We start from the raw sequence: 24,646 nt of genomic DNA, 5'->3' as shown, positions 1-24,646 counted from the left end.
TTATACACGTTTTTACATATTTCGTGCGTAAGTTAAAATCTCGTTGAATTTATGTTTCCAGCTTAACCTTTCAATTGCCGCTAATGACCCGAGGATGGATCATGATCAATAAAATAACCAGTATAATCATGGTGATATTTGCTATCGCCCTGATTTACATGGGAGGACAACTCCTGCTTGCAGGAGGCAGCGCGTTCTATGCGCTGATGGGCGTGGGCGTTCTGCTCAGCGCGATTCTGCTGTTGATGAACAAACGCAGTGCGCTGACGCTTTATGCGCTGCTGATGTGGATCACTCTGTTCTGGACTATCTGGGAAGTGGGCTTCGATAAATGGCAGTGGATCCCGCGCGGCGACCTGTTTGGCGTGCTGGGTCTCTGGCTGGCGCTGCCGTGGGTGGTGCGTCCGCTCTATCAGGGGCAGCGTCGTTTCCATCCTTTCCTCGGGGGTTCCGTCGTCCTGATGGTGCTGCTGGTCATCGGTCTCTGCTTCTACGATCCGCTGCCGCAGCAGGGCGCCATTAATACGCCGCGCAACGCCTCTGCGACCGGCGGTGCCGCTGAAGAGTGGAGCGCCTATGGCGGAACCACAGATGGCCAGCGCTTCTCGGCGCTGAAGCAGATCACTAAAGATAACGTGAAAGATCTTGAAGTGGCCTGGACCTATCACACCGGCGACCTGCGTCAGGGTGATGATGCGACCGAATACACCTTTGAAGCGACACCGCTGAAAGCCAACGGCATGCTCTACTTCTGTACGCCGCACAACGAAGTCCATGCCCTCGACCCGGAAACCGGTGCGGTGAAGTGGAAAACGACGCCGGATAAAAACCGCTCTTATCTGCAGCAGCACCAGACCTGTCGTGGCGTGAGTTACTTCGATGCCGGTCAGCAGGCGCAGCAGCAGACGGGCACATCGCCGGCCATCTGCCGCAAGCGTATTTTCAATGCGACCACCGATGCCCGCCTGCTGGCGCTGGATGCCGATACCGGTAAAGCCTGTGCTGACTTTGGTGACAACGGTGTGGTGAATCTGCGCGCCAACATGGGCGAGGTGCGTCCGCACGCGCTGATGCAGACTGCCGCGCCACTGGTGGCGGGCAACCTGGTGATTGTCGGCGGTTCGGTGATGGATAACGGCTTCAACAGCGGTAACCCATCAGGTGTGATCCGTGCCTATGATGCCGTCAGCGGTCGTCTGGTGTGGAACTTCGATCCGGCTAACCCGGATAACACCGCACCGGTCGCTGAAGGGGCAACCTATCCGCAGGATACCCCGGTCGCCTGGGCCACCCTGAGCGCCGATCTGAAAAACGGCCTGGTCTATGTGCCGTTTGGTAACGCCTCGCCGGATGAAGTGGGACTTGAACGCGATCCCGCCAGCAACACTGAAAAATTCCGTGATGCGCTGGTAGCACTGGATCTGAAAACTGGTGCGTTCAAATGGCGTTATCAGAGTTCGAACCATGACCTCTGGGATCGCGATAACCCGTCACAGCCGTCGCTGGTGGACATCAACTATCAGGGCAAACCGCAACCGGCGGTGATCCTGCCGACCAAAACCGGCAACCTGTTTGTGCTGAACCGCCTGACCGGCGAACCGGTTTATCCGGTAGAGCAGGTTAAGGTCTCCACGGATGGCATTAAAGGCGAGCAGTATGCGGCGACCCAGCCGGTCTCCAGCCTGAACTTCATTCCGCAGCCGCTGACTGAGAAGTCAATGTGGGGCATTACGCCGTTTGACCAGATGGCCTGCCGCACCACGTTCCGTGAGCTGCGCTATGACGGTAACCCGTGGACGCCACCAACGGAGAAAGGCTCGCTGATCTTCCCGGGCAACATCGGGGTGTTTAACTGGGGTTCAGTAGCGGTTGATCCACAGCGTCAGATGCTGATTGCGGCACCGGTACGCCTGGCTTACAAATACAACCTCATCAGACGCACGCCGGAAACCGAAACCCAGCGTACCTTCACCAAAGATGGTACGCCGTACTGGAATGAAAACTTCCACGGTGACTACGCTATCCACATCCAGCAGATGGCGTCGGGTCTGGGTATTCCCTGCATCGCGCCACCGTGGGGACGGATGGTCGGTGTGGATCTGACCACCGGCAAAACCGAATGGCTGCGTCGCGTCGGCACCACCAAAAACCTCAAGACCAGCTTCCTGCCTGGCCGCTTCCCGCTCGGTTTCCCGATGGGCATGGTGGCGCACGGCGGACCGCTGCTGACGGCGGGTGATCTGGTGTTCCATGGCGCAACGGCAGATAACTTCTTCCGTGCTTACGACAGCACCACCGGCGAACTGCTGTGGCAGACTGAACTGAGCGCGGGGGCGCAGGCCACGCCATCCACCTTTATGGGCAAAGATGGCAAGCAGTATGTGGTGATTGCCGCGGGCGGCCACGGCTCGCTCGGTACCACGGCGGGCGACAGCGTTGTCGCTTTCCGTCTGAAGTGATTTTTTAAAAAACCGACCCGCTGAGCGCCGCCCTGGCGCTCAGCTTTTTTCACACCTCTGCCTGCCAGATCTCACACCCGGCTTCGCGCGACAACCTGTTGTATTTCATCTCAATTCTTTCATCTCCGCATTCACATCATCTGATAACGCATCGAAACCATTTCGTGACAGCGCTCCCGCTTTAACGATTTCTCCTGCCTGACAGACTTGCGCATTAAGCCGCGAGGCGTAGATTAATATATGACTTCACAATTAATCGTGAATACGAAAAGTACTTCACAATACGCACTCTGAAGGATTGATGCTCATGTCGGAACTGAAATTTGCTACCCGTCTTAACTCTTTCGCCTCGGGGGCGCACCTCTACTGGCCCGATCAGCAGGGCAAGCCCTCTGTGCTGCAGATGGTTGCCCGTGCAGGCAAGGTCAAAGGCTTAACGCATCTCGACCTCAACTTTCCGCAACATCTCACCAGCGATATTCCCACACTGCGCCAGGCGATCAGTGATGCGGGTCTGGCCGTTAACGGTATGCAGATGCGCTGGGACGCGCCGCAGTTCAAAATCGGCGCGTTTACCCATCCCGACGCGAAAGTGCGTCGCGAAGCGATTGAGCTGACCAAGCGCGGCATTGACGCGGGTCGGGAATTTGGTTCACGGCTGATGACGCTGTGGATGGGGCAGGACGGTTTCGATTACTGCTTCCAGGCGGACTATAAGAAGATCTGGGAGGATGCGGTCAGCGCCGTACGTGAAGTGGCGGAGTATGCACCGGACATTGACGTCAGCATCGAATATAAACCCAATGAGCCACGCGCCTACAGCATCTTTCCCAACGCCACCACCTGTCTGCTGGCCGTGGAAGAGGCGGGCTGCGCCAACCTGGGGATCACCCTGGATTTTGCTCATGTACTGTTTGCCAATGAGATCCCGGCTTACGCCGCCGCTATGGTGGCGCGCCGCTCACGGCTGCTGGGGCTGGACCTTAACGACGGCTGGGGCAAGCGTGATGACGGCCTGATGGTCGGCTCAGTTAACCCACGCGCCACGCTGGAGTTTCTCTGGCAGATGCAGCGTGATGGTTATCGCGGTGCCTACTACTTCGATACCTTCCCGGATGCCAGCGGTCTTGACCCGATCCGTGAGGCAGAAAGCAATATTGCGACCGTGACCCGTCTGCTGAGGCTGTGTGACCAGCTGCACGACAACGCGGCGTTACTGGCGGCCATCGGGCGTCAGGATGCGGTGGCCTCTCAGCAGATCGTCAATGACATCATGCTGGCCCGCTGACAGCCGATTAATCATAAAAACATCACACCTCTACCCAACACCCTGAGAATAAAAAAATGAAAAAACGCCTGCTTGCTCTTATCGCCTCCTCACTGCTCTGCAGCACGGTTTATGCGGCAGAACTGGCACCGCTGCAATCCGATACCGAACCGGATCGCACCGACTGGACCCAGCTCGACACCAAATATGGCGCACTGCCAAAAGTCGATAAGTCGCTGAAGATTGGCGGGGTATCGAAAACCCTGACCAATGAGTACTGGCGCTCACTCGGCCAGGGCTACCAGAACGCGGCGAAAAAGTATGGTTTCACTGTCGCTTATCAGGCGGCGGCCAATGAAGACGATCAGCTCGGTCAGCTCTCCATTGCGGAAACCCTGATCTCGCAGGGCTTTAACGGCCTGCTGGTTTCGCCGCAGACCGATATCAACCTGGAGCCTGCACTGGAGAGTGCCAACAGTAAAAATATCCCGGTGGTGAACGTTAATGATGCGGTGATGCCAAATGCGCGCTACTACGTCGGCAACGTCCAGAAGGATAATGGCGTGCGGGTGGCGAAATGGTTTATTCAGCACCATCCGCAGGGCGGCAACGTGGCGGTGATTGAAGGGCAGCCAGGGGTTTATGCCGCCGGGCAGCGCACCCGTGGCTTTAAAGAGACGCTGGACAGCGCCGGGAAGTTCACCATCGTGGCCAGCGTGCCCGCTAACTGGAGTCGCGAGCAGGCCTTTAACGCCGCATCGACCATTCTGCAGCAGCATCCTGATTTGATCGGCTTCTACGCCAACAACGACACCATGGCGCTGGGCGTGGTGGAGGCGGTACGCGCGCAGAACAAAGCGTCACAGGTGGCCATCTTTGGCACTGACGGTATTTCCGATGCCTACGCCTCGATTAAGCGCGGCGAGCTGACCGGCACGGTCGACAGTTTCCCGGTGCTGACCGGTGAAGTGGCGATGGACGTCATTATCCGGCTGATCAATGGACAGAAACTGTCGCGCGTTGTCTCGACACCCCAGGCGCTGATCACAAAAGAGAATGTTGAGGCGTTCTCAACCAAAGACAACAACCGGTTGCGTCAGCTGCTGGCTCAACAATAGGTCAGCGGGAGCGGGTATGGAACAGTTTCGCTTAATGATGCGTGGCATCAGCAAAAGTTACGGTAACGCCGCCGCGCTGCAGGATGTCGATTTCTCAGTGCGGCCCGGCGAGGTGCACGCGCTGATTGGGGAAAATGGCGCGGGTAAGTCGACGCTGCTGAATATCCTCTCCGGCGTTCGCGGTGCGGACAGCGGAGAGATCAGCGTCAATGGAAACCGGGTGCAGATCCGCAGTCCGCTCAGCGCCCGTCAGGCCGGGATCGCGATGATCCACCAGGAGTTACAGCATGTGCCTGAGCTTTCCGTGGCGCAGAACATGTTTCTGGGTCGCCCGCTGACCCGCGCCGGAGGCTGGTGGGTGGATAAAAAGGCCCAGCTGGCGCGGGCTACCCTGATTCTGAAGACGCTGGATCCCACTATCGATCCCGATACGCCGATCAGGAACCTCAAGGTATCGCAGCAGCAGATCGTTGAGATTGCCCGGGCGCTGCTGGATGACGCCAAAATCATCGCCATGGATGAGCCGACCTCCAGCCTGACGCCACGCGAATTTGACCGGCTGGCGGAGCTGATTGGCGATCTGAAGTCGACCGGCGTCTCGCTGATCTATGTCTCGCACAAGATGAATGAGATTTTCCGGGTGTGCGACCGCGCCACCATTATGCGTGACGGAAAGCAGGTTGGGGTGGTCAACATCAATGATGAGGATGAGGAGAGCATCGTCGCCAAAATGGTCGGACGGAAGATCGACAAGCTTGACCATCAGGCGTTTGTCACCGATCGCGAAGTGCTGCGGGTAGAGGATCTGACGCGTGGCAATGAGGTGGTGGCGGCAAACTTCAGCGTTCGTGCGGGCGAAGTGCTGGGCATTGCCGGACTGGTCGGCGCGGGGCGCACCGAACTGCTGAAGCTGATTGCCGGTATCGACAGGCGCACCCGTGGCACGGTGAGCGTCAACGGTGCCGCGGTGAAGAACCACAACGTGCGTGCGGCGATCAAGGCGGGCATTGGCCTGGTACCAGAAGACCGCAAAAAAGAGGGCATTATCAAAGAGCGGGCGGTGAAGATGAATATGGCGCTGCCGTCGATGCACCGCTTCACGTCGGCGGGGCTGATGAACCAGGTCCGGCTGGACCGCGAGGCGCTGAGGGTCATGGGCGACCTGAAACTGCGCCCGCTCGACATTGAGAAAACCATCGGCACGCTGAGCGGCGGCAATCAGCAAAAAGTGATCATCGGCCGCTGGGTTGCGGCGGATGCCAATGTGTTTCTGTTTGATGAGCCGACGCGCGGTATCGATATTGGTGCCAAGTCTGAAATCTATCACCTGATTGAAAAACTGGCCCAGGCGGGCAAAGCCATTGTGGTGGTGTCGTCAGAAATGACCGAGATCATGCGCATCTCCGATCGGGTGCTGGTGATGCGCGAGGGCCGGATAACCAAAGAGTTAACCGGCAGCGCGATCACCGAAGAGAACATTGCCCGTTATGCCATCAAAGATATCGACCAGACCGCCTGACCGCTTACCTGACACTATTTAAGGTTATAACTATGACAACTCAGACATCTACCGGGCCGGGTACCCGACCTGCGCTGCGGCTTAAATTTAATCTGCGTGATGCCGGTACCTTAATTGGCTTACTGATTATCGTGGTGACATTTTCGTTTCTGTCGCCGGTCTTTTTCACCCTGCCTAATCTGCTTAATATTCTGCAGCAGTCCTCAATCAACGCCCTGATTGCACTGGGCATGACGCTGGTGATTATCTCCGGCGGGATTGACCTCTCGGTCGGTCCCACGGCGGCGCTCTCTGCGGTGCTGGGTGCAACCCTGATGGTATCGGGCGTGCCGGTGCCGCTGGCGATCCTCGCGACGCTGGGTGTGGGCGCGATGTGCGGGCTGTTCAGCGGCACGCTGATCGCCTATGCCGGGCTGCAGCCGTTTATTGTCACGCTGGGCGGCCTGTCGCTGTTCCGGGCGATAGCGCTGATCTACACCGGCGGCAATCCCATCTTCGGTATTCCGCTGGAATTTCGCAGCCTGATCAACAGTACGCTTTTCGGTATCCCAACGCCGATTGTGATTGTGGCAGTGATTGCGCTGCTGCTGTGGACGGTGATGAATAAGACCCCACTGGGGGAATATATTCTGGCGATTGGCGGCAATGAAGAGGCGGCGCGGGTCGCGGGTGTGCCGGTTAAGCGCACCAAGGTCACGGTCTATATCTTCTCCGGCCTGCTTGCCTCACTGGCCTCGCTGATTCTGATTGGTCGTCTGGGGGCTGCCGAACCGACCATCGGCAACCTGTGGGAGCTGGATGCGATTGCGGCGGCGGCCATTGGCGGTGCGTCGTTAATGGGCGGCAAGGGCAGTATCTTCGGAACGCTGATCGGCGTGGTTATCCTCGGTGCGTTACGTAATGGCTTGACCTTACTGAACATTCAGGCCTTTTACCAATTGCTCGCTACCGGCCTTATTATTATCATAGCGATGTTGATTGACCGGGCGACCCGAGGCAAGTAATGAAGCAAGATCCGCGAGCCATTGGCGCTCAGATTCGTATGCGTTTGCCCCAGCTGACGCCGTTAGAACGTCGGGTAGCTGAGGCGATAATTGCCCGAACCGACATTACCGAGCAATCCTCATTAAAGGAGATTGCGCGGGAGAATAATGTCTCTGAAGCGATGATCGTTAAGATTACCAAAAAACTTAACTTCACCGGCTTCAGGCATTTCAGAAGTGGCCTGATCTATTACAACCAGTCTGAAGTGGCAGGGCTGCATGCGGAAATTGAGCCGGATGATTCGTCGGAGCAGTTGCTGGCCAAAGTTTTCAGAACCTCTATCCAGGCGATTGAAGAGACCTTATCGATTCTGGATGTTTCTGAATTCAATCGTGCGGCGGACATTATCTTTAAAGCGCGTCATATCGATCTCTACGCCGTGGGCGGTTCTGCCGCCGTGGCGCGGGACCTGTCACACAAGATGCTGAAGATTGGCATTAAGTCGACTGCCTATGACGACGCCCACATCATGCTGATGTCAGCCGCCGTGTTATCTGATGACGATGTGGTTATCGCCATCAGCCATTCGGGTGCTACGCGCGCGGTGAACGATCCGGTCAGACTGGCGGGGAGGAATGGCGCGAAAGTTATCGCCATTACCAACTACGCCGAATCCCCGATCGCGAAGAGTGCGCATGTGGTCCTCAATTCAACCTCTCAGGGATCGCATCTGCTGGGTGAAAACGCCGCGTCACGCATCGCCCAGCTCAATATTCTGGATGCGCTGTTTGTCGCTATCGCCAAGAAAGATCTGAAGCGGGCGGAGAAGAACCTGATGAAAACCCAGCATGCGGTTCAGGATCTGCGGGAATTCTAGCTATGAGCAAAATTGCAGTCACCGGCAGTCTTCACTACGACATTATGCTGGATGCACACCATCGCCCAGAAAAAGGCGAAACGGTGATGGGCAGCGCCTGTCACTATAAGTTTGGTGGCAAGGGGGGTAATCAGGCCGTCGCAGCGGCACGCGCGGGTGCCGCAGTGCGCTTCGCCGGTTCAGTGGGGCGCGATCAGCAGGGGCAATTCCTGCTGGATCATCTGCAGCAGGCCGGGGTCGATTGCACCGCCGTCAGCATCATTGATGCGCTTCCCTCCGGGATGAGCGTGGCGATTACCGATGCCGAAGGAGATTACGGTGCGGTGGTGGTCTCCAATGCTAATCAGCAGATCCCGCTGGAGACCTTTGAGCAACCCGGCTTCTGGCAGGAGGTGTCGCTGCTGGTGCTGCAAAATGAAGTCCCTGAAGCGGTGAACCTCTGTGCGGCCCGGGCAGCACAGCAGCGGGGGATTACGGTCTGCGTCAATGCCGCGCCCGCCCGGCCGTTGTCAGCCGCGTTTGAAAACTGTATCGATCTGCTGGTGGTGAACGCCATTGAAGCGCGCGATATGTGCGGGATTAGCGTGCAGGATCTGACGTCGGCGCGCTCAGCGGCAGAATCGCTGGCCAGCCGGTTTGCCAGAGTGGTGGTTACCGCTGGTGAACATGGTGTGGCTTACAGCGAGGCGGGAGAGACGCATACACTGGCGGCTCAGAAGGTGACACTGGTGAGCACCCACGGTGCCGGGGATTGTTTTGTCGGCGTGTTGTGTCAGCGCCTGAGTAGCGGGGTAACGCTGGCAGAAGCGGTGAGTGCGGCAAATCGTGCAGCTGCCGAACACGTTTCCCGGCAGCCGCACTGATTAATGGCGTGCCACGTCAGTGACGCGGCACGCTAACGTCATCAGGCGCCGACGTTCACCACGGTTTTACCAAAGTTTTTGCCATTCAGCATATCGATAAACGCCTGTGGCGCGTTCTCTAATCCTTCAATCATGTGCTCGCGATAGTGGATTTTTTTGTTCTCCACCAGCGGACGCATCGCCTCCAGGAACTCAGGGTAACGGTCACCATAATCCTGGAAGATGATAAAGCCCTGCATACGGATACGGCGTTTCAGAATGCCCGCCATGATCAGAGAGGTTCTGTCCGGGCCTTGCGGCAGCTCACGCTGGCTGTAAGCCGAGACCAGACCACAGACCGGCACGCGCGCAGCGGTGTTCAGCAGCGGGAATACGGCATCAAACACTTTGCCGCCGACGTTTTCGAAGTAGATATCGATGCCATCCGGGCAGGCGTTTTTCAGCTGCTCTTCAAAGTCGGCGCTGTGGTGATCGAGGCAGGCATCAAAGCCCAGCGTATCGACCGCGTAACGGCATTTCTCTTCACCGCCCGCCACACCAACGACACGGCAGCCTTTCTGTTTACCCAGCTGGCCGACCGTTGCGCCCACCGGACCGGTTGCGGCGGCAACGACCAGGGTTTCACCCGCTTTCGGCTGACCTATATCCATCAGACCCATATAGGCGGTAAAGCCTGGCATACCGAGAATACCCAGCGCCCATGAGGGATGAGGCAGATCGTTGCCCAGCTTCGCAATCTCTTTGCCATCGGAGACGGCATATTCCTGCCAGCCGCTCTGCGCCAGCACCCAGTCACCGGTCTTGAAGTCACTGTTTTTCGATTCGGCGACCTGACAGACGGTGCCTCCCACCATCGGCTGATCCAGCTCTGCCGGCGCGGCGTAGGATTTACCCTCGTCCATCCGCCCACGCATGTAGGGGTCGAGCGAGAGATAGATGGTTTTAAGCAGTACTTCACCCTCTTTGATTTCCGGGACGGGCTGCGCCACATGGCGGAAATTCTCTTTGGTCGGCTCACCGTGTGGGCGTGAAGCCAGTAACCAGGCATGGTTCTGGGTTGCTTGTTCAGTCATATTGTCATCCTTTTATAGCCGGGCAATGCTCAGGGCATCACCATATGAATACCGGGAAAGTGTAGATGACAGTGGCGGGAATGCGTTTAGCGCTGTGAGCGGTAAACTGATTTACCGATAACAGGGCATAGGGTGCTAACCACGGGGACACAGCGGATGCAGGACCATTGGCGTCATGGATTCAGTCTGATGGCTGTTCACATCCGCTTGCAAAAAACGGGCAGGCGGGTCATCAGCAGTGCGGCATGTTTTGATCTTGCGGAGCGCTCAGGCACAGTGCGTTCACGCGAAGCAAAGGCTGGTTGACTGTCAGCTTCCTCCAAAACCCGCTAAGGCGGGTTTTTTTATGCCTTCAATTTATGGGCATGGGAAGTTGCTGCGCATCCGGCGTCACGGGAAGCTCTGAAGATTGTGATAAATATCAGTGAACTCTACAGGGAGAGAACCATGATTATCCAGCATCTGCGTATTGCCCGACCGGTGACAGACCTGACGCAAAGCAGTCAGAACTATTGTGACGGGCTGGGGTTGCAAGAAATCGGTGAGTTTACTGATCATCAGGGGTTCAGTGGCGTGATGCTGGGCGCTGAAGGGCTGGCCTGGCATCTCGAATTCACGCTCTGTCACACGCATCCCGTCCGGCCATCGCCAACAGATGAGGACCTGCTGGTGCTCTACATTCCGCAACGGCCTGACTGGCTGGCCCGATGTGCCTGTATGGATGAGGCAGGATTTATGCGGTTGAATTCATTTAATCCCTATTGGGACCAACGGGGCGTGACATTTATCGACAGGGATGGTTATCGTGTTGTTATCCAGCATGCAGCCTGGCAATCCGCAATCTGACCTGTACCGGAGTTCACCCTGAACATTCTTTGCTTTCACACCGCGGCCAGTAATATCGCGATATTTGATGATGCCGCCCGCGCACTGGCGCGTGACAATCCGCCGCTGAATCATCTGGTGATGCCTGCGCTGCTGGCAGAAGCGGAACGCAGCGGCGGGATGACGACTGCGTTACGCCGCCGTATTGCCCAAATGATTGAAACGTTGCTGCCGCAGTTCGATGCGGTACTGATCACCTGCTCGACGCTGGGCCCAGTTGCCGGTGATTTCAGCGCGCAGGATCGGGTTATACGCACCGACGAAATGCTAGCGGAGGCGCTGCAGCGTCAGGCAGGGCGCACAGTCGCGCTCTGTGCGGCAGAATCAACGCTGGCGGCGACGCGGGCACTTTTCTGTCAGCCCGGCAGCCAGGTGGAGGTCGCGCTGGTGGAGGGAGCGTGGACGGCGTTTAAAGCGGGGGAGACAACACGCTATTTTGCACTGATTGCAGCAGCAGCAGAGCAGGCTTATCAGCAGGGAGCCGTTACGGTGGCCCTGGCGCAAAGCTCAATGACGCCAGTAGCACAGCAGTTTCCTGACACACAGCGACCATTGACCGGTCCGCATCTTGCGCTGCAGGCCTGCTACGAACTCAGATGACCGTCACACCCTGCTGGCTCAGTGCCTGTCGCAGCGCCTCATCCGGCTGCGTTTCCACGACCAGCGTGCTGGCCAGCGACAGGTCTCCTATGGCAAACGCCGAGGCGGAGTTCAGCTTTTCCGCTGACGCCAGCACCACGGTTTCCGCTGCGCGTCCTGCCAGCGCACGCTTGACCGTCGCCTCTTCGAAATTACCGGTGGTCAGGCCCGCCGCCGGATGCACGCCGGTGACGCCCATAAAAAAGAGATCGGCATTGATGCGGTTGATCGACTCCAGCATCGCTGCGCCCACCGTCACCACTGAATGTTTATAGAGCTGGCCGCCAATCAGTATGATCTCCACGAGTGGATGATCGGCTAACGCCAGCGCCACGCTGGGACTGTGCGTAACCGCGGTAAAGCTCAGCGTGGCGGGTAACCGTCGCACCAGTTCCGCGCTGGTGGTCCCGCCATCAATCAGTACGATCTGTCCCGGCTGGATCAGTGAAACGGCTTTTTGCGCAATAACCTGTTTGGAAGCAGTCTGCACGCTTTTGCGCGTTTCAAAGGTGGCCAGCGCAGCGGAAACCGGCAGCGCGCCGCCATGTACCCGCTGCAACAATCCTTCAGCCGCCAGTTCACGCAGGTCGCGGCGGATAGAGTCTTCAGAGAGGCCAAATCGCTGGCTGAGGTCCCGCGACTGCACCTGTTTTTCCTGGGCGAGCAGGGCGAGAATCGTCTGTTTTCGCTGGCTGGATAGCATAACTGGCCTTTGCATGTTTTTTCTTGAAGTTGCACGATTGTGCATGATAGCGTGATGGTTGTCTACTATCCTGGAGAGCATCATGCAGCAGAACCATCCCCGCGTGCGCATCATCAATGAGCAGTTGCTGTCAGACAACTGGTATACCCTGAAGAAATATACGTTCTCGCTGCTGCGCCGTGACGGTCGCTGGCAGGAGCAGAGCCGTGAAGCCTATGACCGCGGTAATGGCGCAGTGATCCTGCTCTACAACCGTGACAAACGTACGGTGGTACTGACCCGTCAGTTTCGCTTTCCGATTTTCCTGAACGGGCATGATGGCTTTCTGATTGAAGCGGCCGCCGGTCTGCTGGATAACGCCTCGCCGGAAGCGCGTATTGTTGCCGAAGCCGAAGAGGAAACCGGTTTTCGTGTCAGCCATGTGCAGAAGGTGTTTGAAGCCTTTATGAGCCCCGGTTCGGTTACTGAAAAACTCTACTTTTTTATTGCCGAGTATGGCGATCAGCAGCGTAGCGGTGAAGGCGGCGGAATAGCGGAAGAGGGTGAGGATATCGAGGTGCTTGAGATCGGTTTCGACCAGGCGTTACAGGCGATTGACCAGGGTGAGATTGTGGATGCCAAGACCATCATGCTGCTGCAGCATCTGCGGCTGAAAGGCATTTTATAAGAGAACGGGCAGACCGCATTAACGGCGGTCTGCCCGTTAAAGCTTACTGATCCTGCGTCAGGATGCCTTTTACATCGTGCGGTTCAGAACGCAGATACTGTGGCGGAACCTGGACTTTACCATCCAGCGCAGCGGCTGCGTGCCACGGCCAGCGCGGATCGTAAAGAATACCGCGCGCCAGCGCCACTAGGTCAGCTTCACCCTGTTGCAGCAGATCTTCTGCCTGCTGCGGCTCAGTGATTAAGCCGACCGCAATCACCGGAATCGACACCTGCTCACGAATATCGCGGGCGAACGGCACCTGATAATTGGGTCCGACGCTGATTTTCTGGTCTTCTGACAAACCACCACTTGAGACATGAATGTAGGCACTGTTCAGCGCTTCCAGCTCACGCGAAAAGGCGATTGACTGATTGATCTCCCAGCCGCCTTCAACCCAGTCAGTGGCAGAAATGCGCACGCCTACCGGCACGGAAGCGGGTACGGCATCGCGAACGGCTTTGAAGACCTCCAGTGGGAAGCGCATACGGTTTTCCAGCGAGCCGCCATATTCATCACTGCGCTGATTCGACAGCGGCGACAGGAACTGATGCAGCAGGTAGCCGTGTGCGGCATGCACTTCGATGAGCTGAATTCCCAGACGCACCGCACGCAGGGCGCTGTCGACAAAGGCCTGTTTTACCCGCGCCAGATCGTCAGTGTTCATGGCAACTGGTTTCACTTCATCCGCGCTGTAGCTCAGTGCGGACGGAGCCACGGTTTGCCAGCCGCCGGCTTCAGGCGCAATCTGCTTACCGCCTTCCCAGGGTACGGCACACGACGCTTTGCGTCCCGCATGGCCCAGCTGAATACCAACCGGAATAGAGGAGTAGCGGCGGACATCTTCCAGAACCGTTTTCAGCGCAGCTTCATTATCATCATTCCACAAACCGAGATCGCCTGGGGAGATGCGACCAATATCCTCTACGGCGGTGGCTTCAATAATCATCAGACCTGCGCCGGAAAAGGCCAGCTGGCCAAGATGGATACGGTGCCAGGCGGTCGCATTGCCCGCCTCAGCGGAGTACTGGCACATCGGCGCAATCACAATGCGGTTATCCAGCGTAAGTTCGCCCAGCGAGACAGTGGAAAAAAGTTGGCTCATGTTATCTCCATGGTTTTTATGACTGACGTGACAGGCAATAACTATAGCGGGGGATTTGCCAGGCGGGTGTTTCTTCAACGTGACATTTTATGACGGCGTGCCGTATTCAGGTTACAGATCAACGCAGCCTGATGTCTCAGGCAGGCATTGATACGTTAACGGTTCAGCCTGGCGCGCTTTGCTGCTCACGCCCGGCGAACCGGGATTTTACGTAACGGGTAAGGACAATCACCAGGGTCTGATTTTCAGCTACAGGGTGAGTCTCAGACCTGTGCCATTCCGCCATCAACAAACAGTTCTGCCGCATTGATAAAGCTGGCGGCATCCGAGGCGAGAAACGCAACGGTGCGGGCAACCTCCTGCGGTTCACCCAGGCGGCCAAGCGGTATCTGTGCTGCCAGCGCATCAAACAGGCCCTGACGCTGATCTTCACTGACCAGATCACCCAGCCCAGGCGTACGGACAGGGCCGGGGCTCACGACATTGACCCGGATTCCGCGATCTTTCAGATCCAGCGCCCACGAACGGGCAAAATTGCGCACTGCCGCTTTACTGGCGCTGTAGACGCTAAAAGCCGCAGTACCCTGCGCTCCGGCAGTCGATCCGGTCAGAATTACCGATGCGCCATCAACCAGCAGAGGCAGGGCTTTCTGGACGGTAAACAGCACGCCGCGTACGTTAGTGCCAAAGATACGGTCAAAATGCTCTTCAGTAATCGCCCCCAGCGGCAGCATGTCGCCGCCCCCGGCGTTGGCAAAGAGAATATCGAGGCGTCCCGCCTGCGCTGCAATTCGCGAGTAAACCTCATCGAGATCGTGCAGTTGTGAGGCGTCTGCGCGGATGCCGCTGACGGTTCCGCCGATTTCAGCGACGGCGGCATCCAGCTCCGCCTGACGACGGCCGGTTATAAAAACCTGTGCGCCCTGTGCCGCCAGCTCCCGGGCGGTAGCCAGGCCAATTCCGCTTGTTCCGCCCGTAACCAGTGCAATTTTTCCTGCGAGTGATGCTTTCATAAGTTCTTCTCCGGATAGTCTCTTAGACAGTTTGGGTTATTCCCGGTCAGCGGGGCTGCCGGACTGATTGCTACTGTAAGAGAGGAGGATTGGTGGATAAATCCGCTAAAATGAAAATGACTATCCACACGGGTGGATAATAGGGAGATAGAATGGATCAGCTGCTGGCGATAAAAGCCTTTTCACGGGTGGTGGAAAGCGGCAGTTTTACCCGGGCGGCGGACTCGCTGAATATGCCGAAGGCGACGCTGAGTAAGCTGGTTCAGGAGCTGGAGGCGCATCTTTCCGTCAGGCTACTGCAGCGCACCACCCGACGCGTGACCATCACCGCAGAAGGGCGTGAATACTATGAGAAAGCGCTACGCATCCTGCACGATCTCGAGGATATTGATGCCTGTTTCAATTCACTGCGCAGTAAGCCGCGTGGGCAGTTACGCATTGATGTCGGCGGATCTACCGCCAGGGACGTTCTGATTCCGCTGCTGCCCGATTTCTTTGCCCGCTATCCTGATATTACGCTGGATCTGGGCGTATCCGATCGCCCGGTCAATCTTATTAGCGACAACGTTGATTGTGTGATCCGCGGCGGTCCGCTGGTCGATTCCTCACTGATTGCCCGCCTGATAGGGCACGCTACGCTCATTACCTGCGCGACACCCGCCTACCTTAAAGCGTTCGGTGTGCCCGCCTATCCTGATGAACTGCGCAACGGACACCGGCTGGTGAGTTATCTCTCGCCGCAAACCGGCAAGCCATTTCCGCTTCGGTTCGAACGTCAGGGAGAGAAAATTGAGATCACCAGTGCGCATCGCATAGGCGTCAATGAAAGCAACGCGCATCTGGCCGCGGGACTGGCAGGGCTTGGGATCATTCAGACATTTAATTATTCGCTGTCGTCGATTCTGCGGCAGGGAGAAATGGTTGAGATCCTGCACGACTGGCGTCCGGCGGGTTATCCGTTTCATCTGGTTTATCCGCAAAACCGGCACGTGACGCAACGGCTACGGGTATTTATCGACTGGCTGGTGGAGTGCTTTCCGGCGCGGGTAGCGGGAGAGGGGAGATCCGGCACCTGAGTGCCGGATCGGGATCAGTTGCCGCGATAGGTAGAGTAACCAAACGGGCTCAGCAGCAACGGGATATGGTAGTGCTCACCGCTGGCTTCCATGTTGAACTCAACCGGGATCTCCGGGAAGAAGGTTTTCTGGTTGTTCTTTTTATAGAAGTCACCGGTTTTAAACACCACGCGGTAGCTACCCGCACTGGCTGTTTTGTCCTGCGGGAACAGGGCGCTGATGCGACCATTGTTATCGGTGACGCCTGATGCCAGTTTCACCCAGTTATCCTGCTGCTTCTGATCCAGTTCAACTTCGATGCCTGCCGTTGGCTGGCCAGTTTGCAGGTTAAGAACGTGCACGCTCAGTGGGTTTTTAGCGGTAGCAGGCTGAGCAGCGATAGCGGATGCGCCAGAGGTCATCAGTAATGTTGCGATCAAGGCATATGAAGTTTTCATCAATGTTTCCTTTATTGATTGTCTGAAGTCGGGTGACAGTGCAGAGAGAGTAATGCGTCTGAGGGCAAAGAGATATTTAGCCGCAGGAAATGTGAAATTTCTGAGAAAGAAGGAAAATGTCTTTAGTTACATCATACAAAGTTTCTGCTTAATCATAGTCCAGCACCTGTGCAGTCATAGCTAATCAGGGAACAGAGGCACCAGATGAAATCCTCTCTGAATTCAGCAATAAAACAAAGCCTGGCCCCTGGCGGGCAACGTAGCGATAGCAATCCTCTGATCTATCCACAGAATCGTCTCGTCAGTTATCAACTACCGGACATGTATCGACTCGTGGGCGGGCTGCTTTCCGTCGCGAATGACGTGAGAATGTGAATCCGGCACGTCTGGTCAGCGAGCCGGATACGTACAAAGGTCTGACCGAGACAGGGTGTATAACCGAACGGACTCAGCAGCGGCAGCGGGATAGGGTAGCGAGCACCGTTGGCGTCCATGCTGAACTTAACCAGAAAAAAACTCTATGCTTTTAACTTTTTTCAGGTGCTCAGGCGCAGTGCTTAATTGCTGAAAATCGATACAGATAGCAGCAAAGTAGTCTGTTAATGACGAAAATAGTCAGAGAGGGTAAAAGCTTGAGATAAATAGTGTGCTATTTAGTAGTTTACAATCCAGGTTCGCCGTGTCATTGTCCTGCCAACCAGATAGCACACTACTTAATAGCAAGTTAATTGGAACCCTATGATGAAAATGAAACTGATCGCCAGTGCATTATTGTTAGCCAGCCAGATGAGTACCGCGTTTGCTGCACCCACTGAAAACAGTCCGCAACCGACCGCAGGCGTGGCCGCTTTCCTGAAGGCGCTCAACAGCGGGAGTGGTAAACCGATTGAGCAACTCTCCGTCAAAGATGCCCGAGCGGTGTTGACGGGGGCGCAGAAGGGCGCAGAACTGCCGCCGGCACAGATTTCACAGAAGATCATTACCGTACAGGGCAAGCCTCTGACGCTGACCATCGTTAAGCCCGAGCACGCCAGCAGCACCTTGCCGGTGTTTATGTTCTTCCACGGCGGTGGCTGGGTGCTGGGTGATTTTCCGACCCATGAGCGACTGGTACGGGACATGGTGAATGCATCCGGCGCTGCTGCGGTATTTGTCAATTATCAACCATCGCCAGAAGCCCATTTCCCGGTGGCAATTACTCAGGCCTATGAAGCCACTAAATGGGTCGCCGAACATGGCGCTGACATTGGCGTTGACGGAAAACGTCTGGCGCTGGTTGGTAATAGCGTTGGCGGTAACATGGTGGCGGCGGTTGCCTTGCAGGCGAAGCAGTTTAAAACGCCGGCCATCCGTTATGATGTAATGCTGTGGCCGGTTACCGATGCGCGTTTCGACACCGCGTCGTATGATCAATTTGCTGACGGACATTTCCTGACGAAGAACATGATGAAGTGGTTCTGGGATAACTATACCGTTTCGGAAAAAGATCGTAATAACATCCTGGCATCACCGTTGCGTGCCACCACTGAACAGCTGAAGGGGCTGCCGCCAACATTGATTCAGACTGCAGAGCTGGATGTGTTACGTGATGAAGGTGAAGCGTTCGGTCGTAAGCTGGATGCAGCAGGCGTGCCGGTTACCGTGACGCGTTACAATGGCATGATTCATGATTACGGTTTGCTGAACGCGTTAAGTCAGGAACCCACGGTCAGAACAGCTATTAATCAGGCGGGTGAAGAGTTGCGTTCGCATCTCAAATAACTGACCGGTCATGAAACCAACCCCGGACCGAATCGTCGTCCGGGTTCTTATCGGTCAGTAAGTTTGAAGGAATCAGTTCTAAGACGCAGGGCAGTGCGATTGCCGGAACACCAGGAAAGAACGGAGCAGTATCCAGCCGATAAGTGCGCTGTTAATATCTAATTTAACATAATATACATTATACGTATATTGATTATGACCGGGAGCGTGATGCTCTATTGTATGGTCTGCTCACCATTTTGGGCTGATCCTGACTGTTTTCCTCTGTACAGCAAAATCTGTCAGAAACGATCACAACGTCTGCCTGACCTTGTTACTGTCGTTTACTCTGTTCCGAAACTGAAATAATGTGATGCTACGTTATTCAGCATGGCTTTCCCTGCGGGACATCTTCTTCAGCGACTCTACACGCTATCCTCTCATCAACAAACCTGATATCGGAGATTTGCAGCCGGACGCTGCAATGACGACTTCGCCCTTTGCGGCTGGCTGGTGGATGCACTGCTGCGCATTCTGACCGTTTCTCTGCTCAGGTGCTTTGCACAACTTAAGCAGTGACGTCGCTACGTGAAAATTAGCGCATTCATCAGGGCTGTCGGCCACAAAAATGCTGTAGAGGCGTCTATGCATCACCGCTTTATGTTCATCCTCGTTGTCTGCCGTGCGTACCACTAAATTGTCGTAAACGCGTCCACGTGTAACTACGCTTTCTTCACTCTGTTCCTTGCCAGGTTAATCCTGTAATGAGCAAGAAAGCCTGAGTCAGCTTTCTGCTGGCTGTCTGGTCAGCCGGACTCATACCGGCTATTCGCATTGCGATTGCAAGGCAGTCACCGTAACGTAGTGATCTTTTACCCTGAGCCTTGAAAATAAGAGTCAGTAACATCCGGTCGTTTTCAGCACTATCAGCGACACGCAAAATGAGGTGTAACGTCCCTGCTCTGTCCTGTCATCCAATAACTATCTTGTATAATCTGACAAAAAAGCAGAACGTAAATTTCGCACAGCAAGAATGATTCTTCGTATACAAAATCTGAATGATAACGTCCGGGAAAAAAATAAATATAGATCTCTTTTCTTTTAATGACACTAACTAAAATAGTGATGTTTCCATGCACTAAATAACTGATTTAGATCAATATTTATAGCAAGTGCGTCAATTAACATCTTTGTTACCAGGAGTATTCTTAATAAAATGGGATGTGAACTATAAATATCGTTGCTAATTTTTTTATAAAAGCCATTTAAAATGCAGATCGTTTCAATGAAGTAAGGGAGAAAGCAATAATAGAGCCAGTAAAAAATCATTTATCAATGCCATCATAGTGGCCGCTATATACAAAATTGATCACTGAACAAAATTCGCTCATATTTAGCATTGAGTGCGGAATTTTTATTGATCAAAGTGGCGTTATTTGCGAAATATTCCTAACGGACGTAAAAAAATCCTGGTCTCTCAGCACTGCTGAGGGCGTCGTCGCCCTTTTTGTCCCGAATTTTCAACAAATATTACTCCCGCCCGTGGAGGTGACCCCTTAAGAAAAATCCGAATGAAGAAAATAGCGGATAATTTTCATCGCCTTGAAACGCGGAGATTTTTATCGATAAAATAATCACAACTCTCGCAACAACGCCAAAATATTATGATAAAGATAACCAGAGAGGAAATTCGCTGCGCCAGTTGTAAATATGGCTGTGATCTCACCCATCGCGCATCAGACATTTATAACAGATGTCCGTTGCAAAAAATTACCACCTGGCCTGGAGGGAATCATTTTTTCTCTTCATCCATACTCAGCATGGTCGCTGGAAAATATGAAAGCCTCTTTTGCAGAGGATGTGTATTCGTTGACTTCTCCAGGGAAAATGTCAGGTATTTTACCAATAGCAACTGGATTGAGTATTTGAAACATACGGGATTAATGCTGATTATCGTCAGTGATCGCCATATGGAGCCGCTTGCGGCGTACTGGCAAAAAGAGGACCTGCGTATACAAACTGTGATTTATGCCGACCTGTCCCTGGAGGAGATAAACAGACAAATCCAGGGCTGTTATTTCGGTTTAAAAGGCGAGGTCAGGAAAAAAGTGAATGCACTTAAACAGGATGAAGTTCGGTTCCTTGATCTGGCGATGAACGGACTGTCACTACCGATTATTGCCAGAGAAATGGGAGTTGAAGTCAAGCGTGTTTATAACATCAAAGATGCCATTCGCCGGAAAATGGGCATCAGCCTCAATCAGTTATTTTCCGCATAATTATGATAAAGGAGTATTAAATGAACACCAAATTCAGAACGCTTAATCTTGCTGTGTTAATCAGTGCCGGGCTGGTGTCAGCCAGCGTGTTTGCAGCTTCAGATAACACCATCAACTTTCAGGGAGAAGTGACCACTGAAACCTGTTCTGTTTCCGTAAATGGCAACAATGCGTCCCCTGTCGTGCTGCTGCCAACGGTCAGTACTTCGGACCTTGCTGCCTCTGGTGCAACTGCGGGTGATACCACCTTCACCGTGGGCGTTAGCGGCTGCGCCGGGGACAGTACCTCGGCCACCAAAATCTCGACGGTGTTTGTGGGGAATAACGTTAGCGCTGCCGGTAATTTATCTAACACCGGAACCGCAAAAAATGTTGAGGTACAAATCCTCGATCCGAAAGATGCGGTGGTTAATCTGACCAGTGGTTATACCGGCAGCGGTGATCTGACACTGCAGACCGGTGAAACTTCTGGCTCTGCCACCTACTCTGCCCGTTATTACGCATCCGGCACCCCAACGGCGGGTACCGTTACCGCATCACTGCAATATGCCGTGACTTACCAGTAATATTTTTCGTGCGTATCTGGATAGCCAGATACGCACGCCACGCTTGAGATATCCGACATGTATTCGCGCATTATGCTGTTCCCATTAAAAATGGTAATACTGATTTTTTTGATGACGTTTATTTCGGATAACGTCCAGGCAAGCGTCACTATTCTTGGCAGCCGAATTATTTATCCGGGTAATGCTCTCTCCGTCGATGTTCAGTTAAAGAACAACGATAATATTCCTTATGTCATTCAGGCCTGGCTTGATAATGGCAATATGGATTCGCAACCTGGCGATAAGAGTGACGTGCCTTTTATTATCACGCCACCGCTGTTTCGGATCCAGCCTCTGACCGGCCAGGTTTTAAGAATCCGATTCATACCTAATGTCTCATTACCACAGGATCGCGAGACGATTTACTGGTTCAACTCCCTGCAGATCCCCCCTGGTAATATTCAGGCGGAATCAGGCCGTAACAGTATTGTTTTAATGTTACGTAACCGCATGAAACTCTTTTATCGTCCTAAAGCGATTGGTCAGCCGGTTAATGTTTTCGACGGTGTAAAGGTAACGATGCAAAAAGAGGGGGTTGAAATCAACAACACTCAACCCTGGTATCTCTCACTTACAGAGGTTGCAATAAAAACAGCAGGCAAAAAAACAGCCTGCGAAGCCGAAATGATTGCGCCCTTTGCCAAAAAAATAGTCAGGTGTAAACCGGCAACGCACTCTTTATCAGCTAATAGCGTGATTTCTCTTTCAGCAATGAATGACCAGGGAGCTAAAGTCAGTGAAGACTATCCGATTGCAGGCAGGTAATATCCGCATCTTTTTTTTGCCTCTCTGTGCATCATTTACTTTTTCACCGTATGGACACGCTGATGAATACTACTTCGATCCTTCGCTGTTTAAAGGTTCCGCCTTTGGCCAGAATATTGATCAGTTTAACCATCAGACTATCGCCCCCGGCAACTATTATGTCGATATCTATGTTAACAATAAGCTGGTTAAAAGCGGCGTCACCCTGAACTTTCTGTCAGCTGAGAAAGGTCAGCCGATAGAACCTTGTCTCCCGCTGACGGTGGCTGAATCATTAAGCCTTAAGTCACTGAATAAATCCTCAGCCAGCGAGGGCTGTCAGCCCTTGCGTCACTGGTCATCAGCGGCCCGCTGGCAATTTGATCAGGCTTCACTGCGGCTGCAGTTCACCATTCCGGATGCGGAGTTAATTCATCTGCCCAGGGGAAATATTCCCGTCGCCGAATGGGATAAAGGGATCTCCGCCCTTTTCATCCGGCATAACACCAATTATAGCTGGACGGAAAATAGCGCTTCCGGTTACAGATACCAGTATCTCTGGAGTGGCATCACGGCGGGCACTAATATTGATAACTGGCAGCTGCGCCATCAGGGCAATCTGCGGTTTATCGACAATAACGTTACCGGCAGCGACGTTCGCTACACAACGGTCAGAACCTGGCTTCAGCGCCCCATTGAACCGCTGAACAGTCTGCTGACACTGGGCGACAGCTATACAGAAAGTTCGCAGTTTGGCAGCCTTTCTTATAATGGCATTAAGCTCACTACCGATGAAAGGATGCGTCCGCAAAGCCGGCGTGGTTATGCGCCCGAAATTCGCGGTGTGGCCTCCTCCAGTGCCCGGGTTATCGTCAGGCAGCTGAATCGCGTTATTTATGAGACCAGCGTGGCGCCTGGTCCCTTCGTGATCAACGATTTGTACAATACCCGAAGCCAGGGCGATCTCGATGTTGAGATTATTGAAGCCAATGGCAAAACGTCCTCGTTTACCGTTCCTTATGCCTCTGTGCCTGACTCGGTCAGGCCGGGAAACTGGCATTACTCGGTTGCACTGGGTCGGGTACGGCAATTCTACTCAGTTAATAACACCTTCTTCGAAGGGCTGTTGCAGCGCGGTATCAGTAACCGACTGACCGCTACGGCAGGATCGCGGCTGGCTCAGGACTATCAGGCCTGGCTGCTTGGCGGTGTCTGGACTTCGGCAGCGGGCGCAGTGGGATTAAACACCACCTTTTCTGATGCAAAGGTCGCACAGAACAGAAATGCTTCGGGATGGCGCGCCGAGCTGAGCTACAGCAAAACCTTTGCTACCGGCACCAATCTGGTCCTGGCCGCCTATCGTTACTCAACCAGCGGTTATCGCGACCTGCAGGATGTGCTGGGCGTTCGGCGCCAGCAGGACAATGGCATCAGTTACTATTCAGATACGCTGCATCAGCGTAATAATTTTTCTGTGACCCTGAGTCAGTCAATGGCCGATTATGGCTTAATCAGCCTGAGCGGCAGCACGGCGGATTACTATAATAACCGGTCACGTATTACTCAGCTTCAGTTAGGTTACAGCAACAGCTGGAATAACATCAGTTACAGTCTCAACGTTGCCCGTCAGCGTACGACCTGGAATTATGATCGTTTCGGGCTGAACCTGGACGATGGTGATAACGCATACCGCGAGAAATATACCGAAAATACCGTTTCACTGAATGTCTCGGTTCCGCTGAACTGGGGCAATCACACTACCTCAGTGGCCTATAACTACAACCAGTCTAAAGAAACGCGCAATTCGACGCTCTCACTGACCGGTTCATCTGGCGAGAACAATCAGCGATCCTGGTCCCTGTATGGCGGAACCGAAAATACGCAAAGTAACAGCGGCCACAGTGTCTCGTTCGGCGGAAATATTCAGCAGAATACGCGCGCAGGCGCGGTCAGAGCGAATTATGGTCAGGGGGATAATTATCGCCAGGCTGGATTAGGGCTTTCTGGTACGTTGCTGATTCATCGCGGCGGCGTCACCGCCGGACCTTATACCAGCGACACTTTTGCGCTTATCCATGCGGATGGTGCCCAGGGCGCCAGCGTACGCAATGGTCAGGGTGCCGTCATTGATCATTTTGGTTACGCTATCCTGCCGTCGCTGACGCCATATCAGGCCAACACCGTCAGCCTTGATACACGCTATATGAATGCTGATGCCGAATTAAGCGGCGGAAGCCAGCGCGTTGTGCCCTATGCCGGTTCCGTTACCCGAATTAATTTTGCCACGCTGCAGGGTAAGGCCGTCTTAATCGCGCTCAAAAATGAAGATCATGAAATCCCGCCAATGGGCACCGAGGTCCGTGATGCTGATAATACCGTGATAGGTATTGTGGGCCAGGGTGGGCAATTATATGCACGTGTACCGCATGACTCTGGAACCTTAAAGGTAAACTGGGAATATAAGGGCAATAAAACATGTTTTGTTAATTATCAAATAACCGGTCGCGTGAATGAGAATATTGTTCGCCTGGATGCTGTCTGCCATAAGGGTTAA

General features: G+C 54.3%; 21 protein-coding genes. 16 read left to right on the top strand and 5 right to left on the bottom strand.

Annotated elements, in window-relative coordinates:
• The first annotated feature begins 101 nt into the window (after positions 1–101).
• The 7 genes from OK409_RS05190 (at position 102) to OK409_RS05160 (ending at position 9,087) form a co-directional block, all read left to right on the top strand.
• Positions 102–2,459 (top strand): membrane-bound PQQ-dependent dehydrogenase, glucose/quinate/shikimate family, encoded by a 2,358-nt coding sequence (locus OK409_RS05190; protein WP_158131702.1) that lies wholly within the window; start codon positions 102–104, stop codon positions 2,457–2,459.
• A gap of 307 nt (positions 2,460–2,766) precedes the next feature.
• Positions 2,767–3,747, top strand: coding sequence for a TIM barrel protein (locus OK409_RS05185; RefSeq protein WP_033767233.1), 981 nt, complete (start codon positions 2,767–2,769; stop codon positions 3,745–3,747).
• Positions 3,748–3,803: 56 nt separating this feature from the next.
• Positions 3,804–4,844, top strand: coding sequence for a substrate-binding domain-containing protein (locus OK409_RS05180; RefSeq protein ID WP_010244953.1), 1,041 nt, complete (start codon positions 3,804–3,806; stop codon positions 4,842–4,844).
• 16 nt (positions 4,845–4,860) lie between these two features.
• Positions 4,861–6,363 (top strand): sugar ABC transporter ATP-binding protein, encoded by a 1,503-nt coding sequence (locus tag OK409_RS05175; protein WP_264366828.1) that lies wholly within the window; start codon positions 4,861–4,863, stop codon positions 6,361–6,363.
• A 32-nt stretch (positions 6,364–6,395) separates the two neighbouring features.
• On the top strand, positions 6,396–7,367 hold the full coding sequence (locus OK409_RS05170; RefSeq protein WP_264366827.1) for an ABC transporter permease: 972 nt from the start codon (positions 6,396–6,398) through the stop codon (positions 7,365–7,367).
• Positions 7,367–8,224, top strand: a complete 858-nt coding sequence (locus OK409_RS05165; protein WP_010244943.1) for a MurR/RpiR family transcriptional regulator — start codon at positions 7,367–7,369, stop codon at positions 8,222–8,224. The genes OK409_RS05170 and OK409_RS05165 overlap by 1 nt, the downstream gene beginning before the upstream one ends.
• A gap of 2 nt (positions 8,225–8,226) precedes the next feature.
• Positions 8,227–9,087: a PfkB family carbohydrate kinase gene (locus OK409_RS05160; RefSeq protein WP_124889969.1), complete on the top strand. Its 861-nt coding sequence runs from the start codon at positions 8,227–8,229 to the stop codon at positions 9,085–9,087.
• A gap of 41 nt (positions 9,088–9,128) precedes the next feature.
• On the opposite strand, the gene OK409_RS05155 is transcribed toward OK409_RS05160, so the two are convergent.
• Positions 9,129–10,160, bottom strand: a complete 1,032-nt coding sequence (locus OK409_RS05155; RefSeq protein ID WP_010244937.1) for an NADP-dependent oxidoreductase — start codon at positions 10,158–10,160, stop codon at positions 9,129–9,131.
• A 447-nt stretch (positions 10,161–10,607) separates the two neighbouring features.
• On the opposite strand from OK409_RS05155, the gene OK409_RS05150 reads away from it, so the two are divergent.
• Together OK409_RS05150 and OK409_RS05145 are read left to right on the top strand one after the other, a co-directional pair.
• On the top strand, positions 10,608–11,006 hold the full coding sequence (locus OK409_RS05150) for a VOC family protein (protein WP_010244934.1): 399 nt from the start codon (positions 10,608–10,610) through the stop codon (positions 11,004–11,006).
• A 120-nt stretch (positions 11,007–11,126) separates the two neighbouring features.
• Positions 11,127–11,645, top strand: coding sequence for a glutamate racemase (locus OK409_RS05145; RefSeq protein ID WP_264366894.1), 519 nt, complete (start codon positions 11,127–11,129; stop codon positions 11,643–11,645).
• Here OK409_RS05145 and OK409_RS05140 read toward each other — a convergent pair.
• Positions 11,638–12,387: a DeoR/GlpR family DNA-binding transcription regulator gene (locus OK409_RS05140; RefSeq protein ID WP_033771771.1), complete on the bottom strand. Its 750-nt coding sequence runs from the start codon at positions 12,385–12,387 to the stop codon at positions 11,638–11,640. The two genes, OK409_RS05145 and OK409_RS05140, sit on opposite strands and share 8 nt — an antisense overlap.
• Positions 12,388–12,469: 82 nt before the next feature.
• Between OK409_RS05140 and OK409_RS05135 the strand changes: the two genes are divergently transcribed.
• On the top strand, positions 12,470–13,054 hold the full coding sequence (locus tag OK409_RS05135) for an NUDIX domain-containing protein (protein WP_010670144.1): 585 nt from the start codon (positions 12,470–12,472) through the stop codon (positions 13,052–13,054).
• Between the two features lie 43 nt (positions 13,055–13,097).
• Here the strand turns inward: OK409_RS05135 and OK409_RS05130 are convergent, their stop codons facing one another.
• The gene (locus OK409_RS05130; protein ID WP_031592311.1) at positions 13,098–14,198 is read right to left on the bottom strand and encodes an NADH:flavin oxidoreductase/NADH oxidase; all 1,101 of its coding nucleotides are present in this window, start codon (positions 14,196–14,198) and stop codon (positions 13,098–13,100) included.
• Positions 14,199–14,461: 263 nt separating this feature from the next.
• Positions 14,462–15,211, bottom strand: a complete 750-nt coding sequence (locus OK409_RS05125; protein WP_223565444.1) for an SDR family oxidoreductase — start codon at positions 15,209–15,211, stop codon at positions 14,462–14,464.
• Between the two features lie 152 nt (positions 15,212–15,363).
• On the opposite strand from OK409_RS05125, the gene OK409_RS05120 reads away from it, so the two are divergent.
• Positions 15,364–16,287, top strand: coding sequence for a LysR family transcriptional regulator (locus tag OK409_RS05120; protein WP_264366826.1), 924 nt, complete (start codon positions 15,364–15,366; stop codon positions 16,285–16,287).
• 14 nt (positions 16,288–16,301) lie between these two features.
• Here OK409_RS05120 and uraH read toward each other — a convergent pair whose 3' ends face one another.
• Positions 16,302–16,724 carry a hydroxyisourate hydrolase gene (uraH, locus tag OK409_RS05115; protein WP_010244915.1) on the bottom strand — a complete coding sequence of 141 codons (423 nt, stop codon included), beginning with the start codon at positions 16,722–16,724 and terminating at the stop codon, positions 16,302–16,304.
• A gap of 741 nt (positions 16,725–17,465) precedes the next feature.
• On the opposite strand from uraH, the gene OK409_RS05110 reads away from it, so the two are divergent.
• The 5 genes from OK409_RS05110 (at position 17,466) to OK409_RS05090 (ending at position 24,646) form a co-directional block, all read left to right on the top strand.
• The gene (locus OK409_RS05110) at positions 17,466–18,485 is read left to right on the top strand and encodes an alpha/beta hydrolase (protein ID WP_050679539.1); all 1,020 of its coding nucleotides are present in this window, start codon (positions 17,466–17,468) and stop codon (positions 18,483–18,485) included.
• A gap of 1,739 nt (positions 18,486–20,224) precedes the next feature.
• The gene (locus tag OK409_RS05105; RefSeq protein ID WP_227028290.1) at positions 20,225–20,743 is read left to right on the top strand and encodes a LuxR family transcriptional regulator; all 519 of its coding nucleotides are present in this window, start codon (positions 20,225–20,227) and stop codon (positions 20,741–20,743) included.
• A 20-nt stretch (positions 20,744–20,763) separates the two neighbouring features.
• Positions 20,764–21,309, top strand: coding sequence for a fimbrial protein (locus OK409_RS05100; protein WP_010670150.1), 546 nt, complete (start codon positions 20,764–20,766; stop codon positions 21,307–21,309).
• Positions 21,310–21,366: 57 nt separating this feature from the next.
• On the top strand, positions 21,367–22,113 hold the full coding sequence (locus OK409_RS05095) for a fimbria/pilus periplasmic chaperone (protein WP_010670151.1): 747 nt from the start codon (positions 21,367–21,369) through the stop codon (positions 22,111–22,113).
• Complete coding sequence (locus OK409_RS05090) at positions 22,085–24,646, top strand: fimbrial outer membrane usher protein (protein WP_264366825.1); 2,562 nt, start codon at positions 22,085–22,087, stop codon at positions 24,644–24,646. The genes OK409_RS05095 and OK409_RS05090 overlap by 29 nt, the downstream gene beginning before the upstream one ends.

It is taken from the genome of Pantoea sp. RG18 (assembly GCF_025910075.1).
Taxonomy (GTDB): Bacteria; Pseudomonadota; Gammaproteobacteria; order Enterobacterales; family Enterobacteriaceae; genus Pantoea; species Pantoea agglomerans.
The sequence above is the reverse complement of the archived record's forward strand: the minus strand, read 5'-3'. Positions and strand labels throughout refer to the sequence as shown.

Coding starts and splice junctions, on each gene's coding strand:
- OK409_RS05190 (WP_158131702.1), top strand. CDS start 102: ATGATCAATAAAATAACCAGTATAATCATGGTGATATTTGCTATCGCC.
- OK409_RS05185 (WP_033767233.1), top strand. CDS start 2,767: ATGTCGGAACTGAAATTTGCTACCCGTCTTAACTCTTTCGCCTCGGGG.
- OK409_RS05180 (WP_010244953.1), top strand. CDS start 3,804: ATGAAAAAACGCCTGCTTGCTCTTATCGCCTCCTCACTGCTCTGCAGC.
- OK409_RS05175 (WP_264366828.1), top strand. CDS start 4,861: ATGGAACAGTTTCGCTTAATGATGCGTGGCATCAGCAAAAGTTACGGT.
- OK409_RS05170 (WP_264366827.1), top strand. CDS start 6,396: ATGACAACTCAGACATCTACCGGGCCGGGTACCCGACCTGCGCTGCGG.
- OK409_RS05165 (WP_010244943.1), top strand. CDS start 7,367: ATGAAGCAAGATCCGCGAGCCATTGGCGCTCAGATTCGTATGCGTTTG.
- OK409_RS05160 (WP_124889969.1), top strand. CDS start 8,227: ATGAGCAAAATTGCAGTCACCGGCAGTCTTCACTACGACATTATGCTG.
- OK409_RS05155 (WP_010244937.1), bottom strand. CDS start 10,160: ATGACTGAACAAGCAACCCAGAACCATGCCTGGTTACTGGCTTCACGC.
- OK409_RS05150 (WP_010244934.1), top strand. CDS start 10,608: ATGATTATCCAGCATCTGCGTATTGCCCGACCGGTGACAGACCTGACG.
- OK409_RS05145 (WP_264366894.1), top strand. CDS start 11,127: ATGCCTGCGCTGCTGGCAGAAGCGGAACGCAGCGGCGGGATGACGACT.
- OK409_RS05140 (WP_033771771.1), bottom strand. CDS start 12,387: ATGCTATCCAGCCAGCGAAAACAGACGATTCTCGCCCTGCTCGCCCAG.
- OK409_RS05135 (WP_010670144.1), top strand. CDS start 12,470: ATGCAGCAGAACCATCCCCGCGTGCGCATCATCAATGAGCAGTTGCTG.
- OK409_RS05130 (WP_031592311.1), bottom strand. CDS start 14,198: ATGAGCCAACTTTTTTCCACTGTCTCGCTGGGCGAACTTACGCTGGAT.
- OK409_RS05125 (WP_223565444.1), bottom strand. CDS start 15,211: ATGAAAGCATCACTCGCAGGAAAAATTGCACTGGTTACGGGCGGAACA.
- OK409_RS05120 (WP_264366826.1), top strand. CDS start 15,364: ATGGATCAGCTGCTGGCGATAAAAGCCTTTTCACGGGTGGTGGAAAGC.
- uraH (WP_010244915.1), bottom strand. CDS start 16,724: ATGAAAACTTCATATGCCTTGATCGCAACATTACTGATGACCTCTGGC.
- OK409_RS05110 (WP_050679539.1), top strand. CDS start 17,466: ATGAAAATGAAACTGATCGCCAGTGCATTATTGTTAGCCAGCCAGATG.
- OK409_RS05100 (WP_010670150.1), top strand. CDS start 20,764: ATGAACACCAAATTCAGAACGCTTAATCTTGCTGTGTTAATCAGTGCC.
- OK409_RS05095 (WP_010670151.1), top strand. CDS start 21,367: ATGTATTCGCGCATTATGCTGTTCCCATTAAAAATGGTAATACTGATT.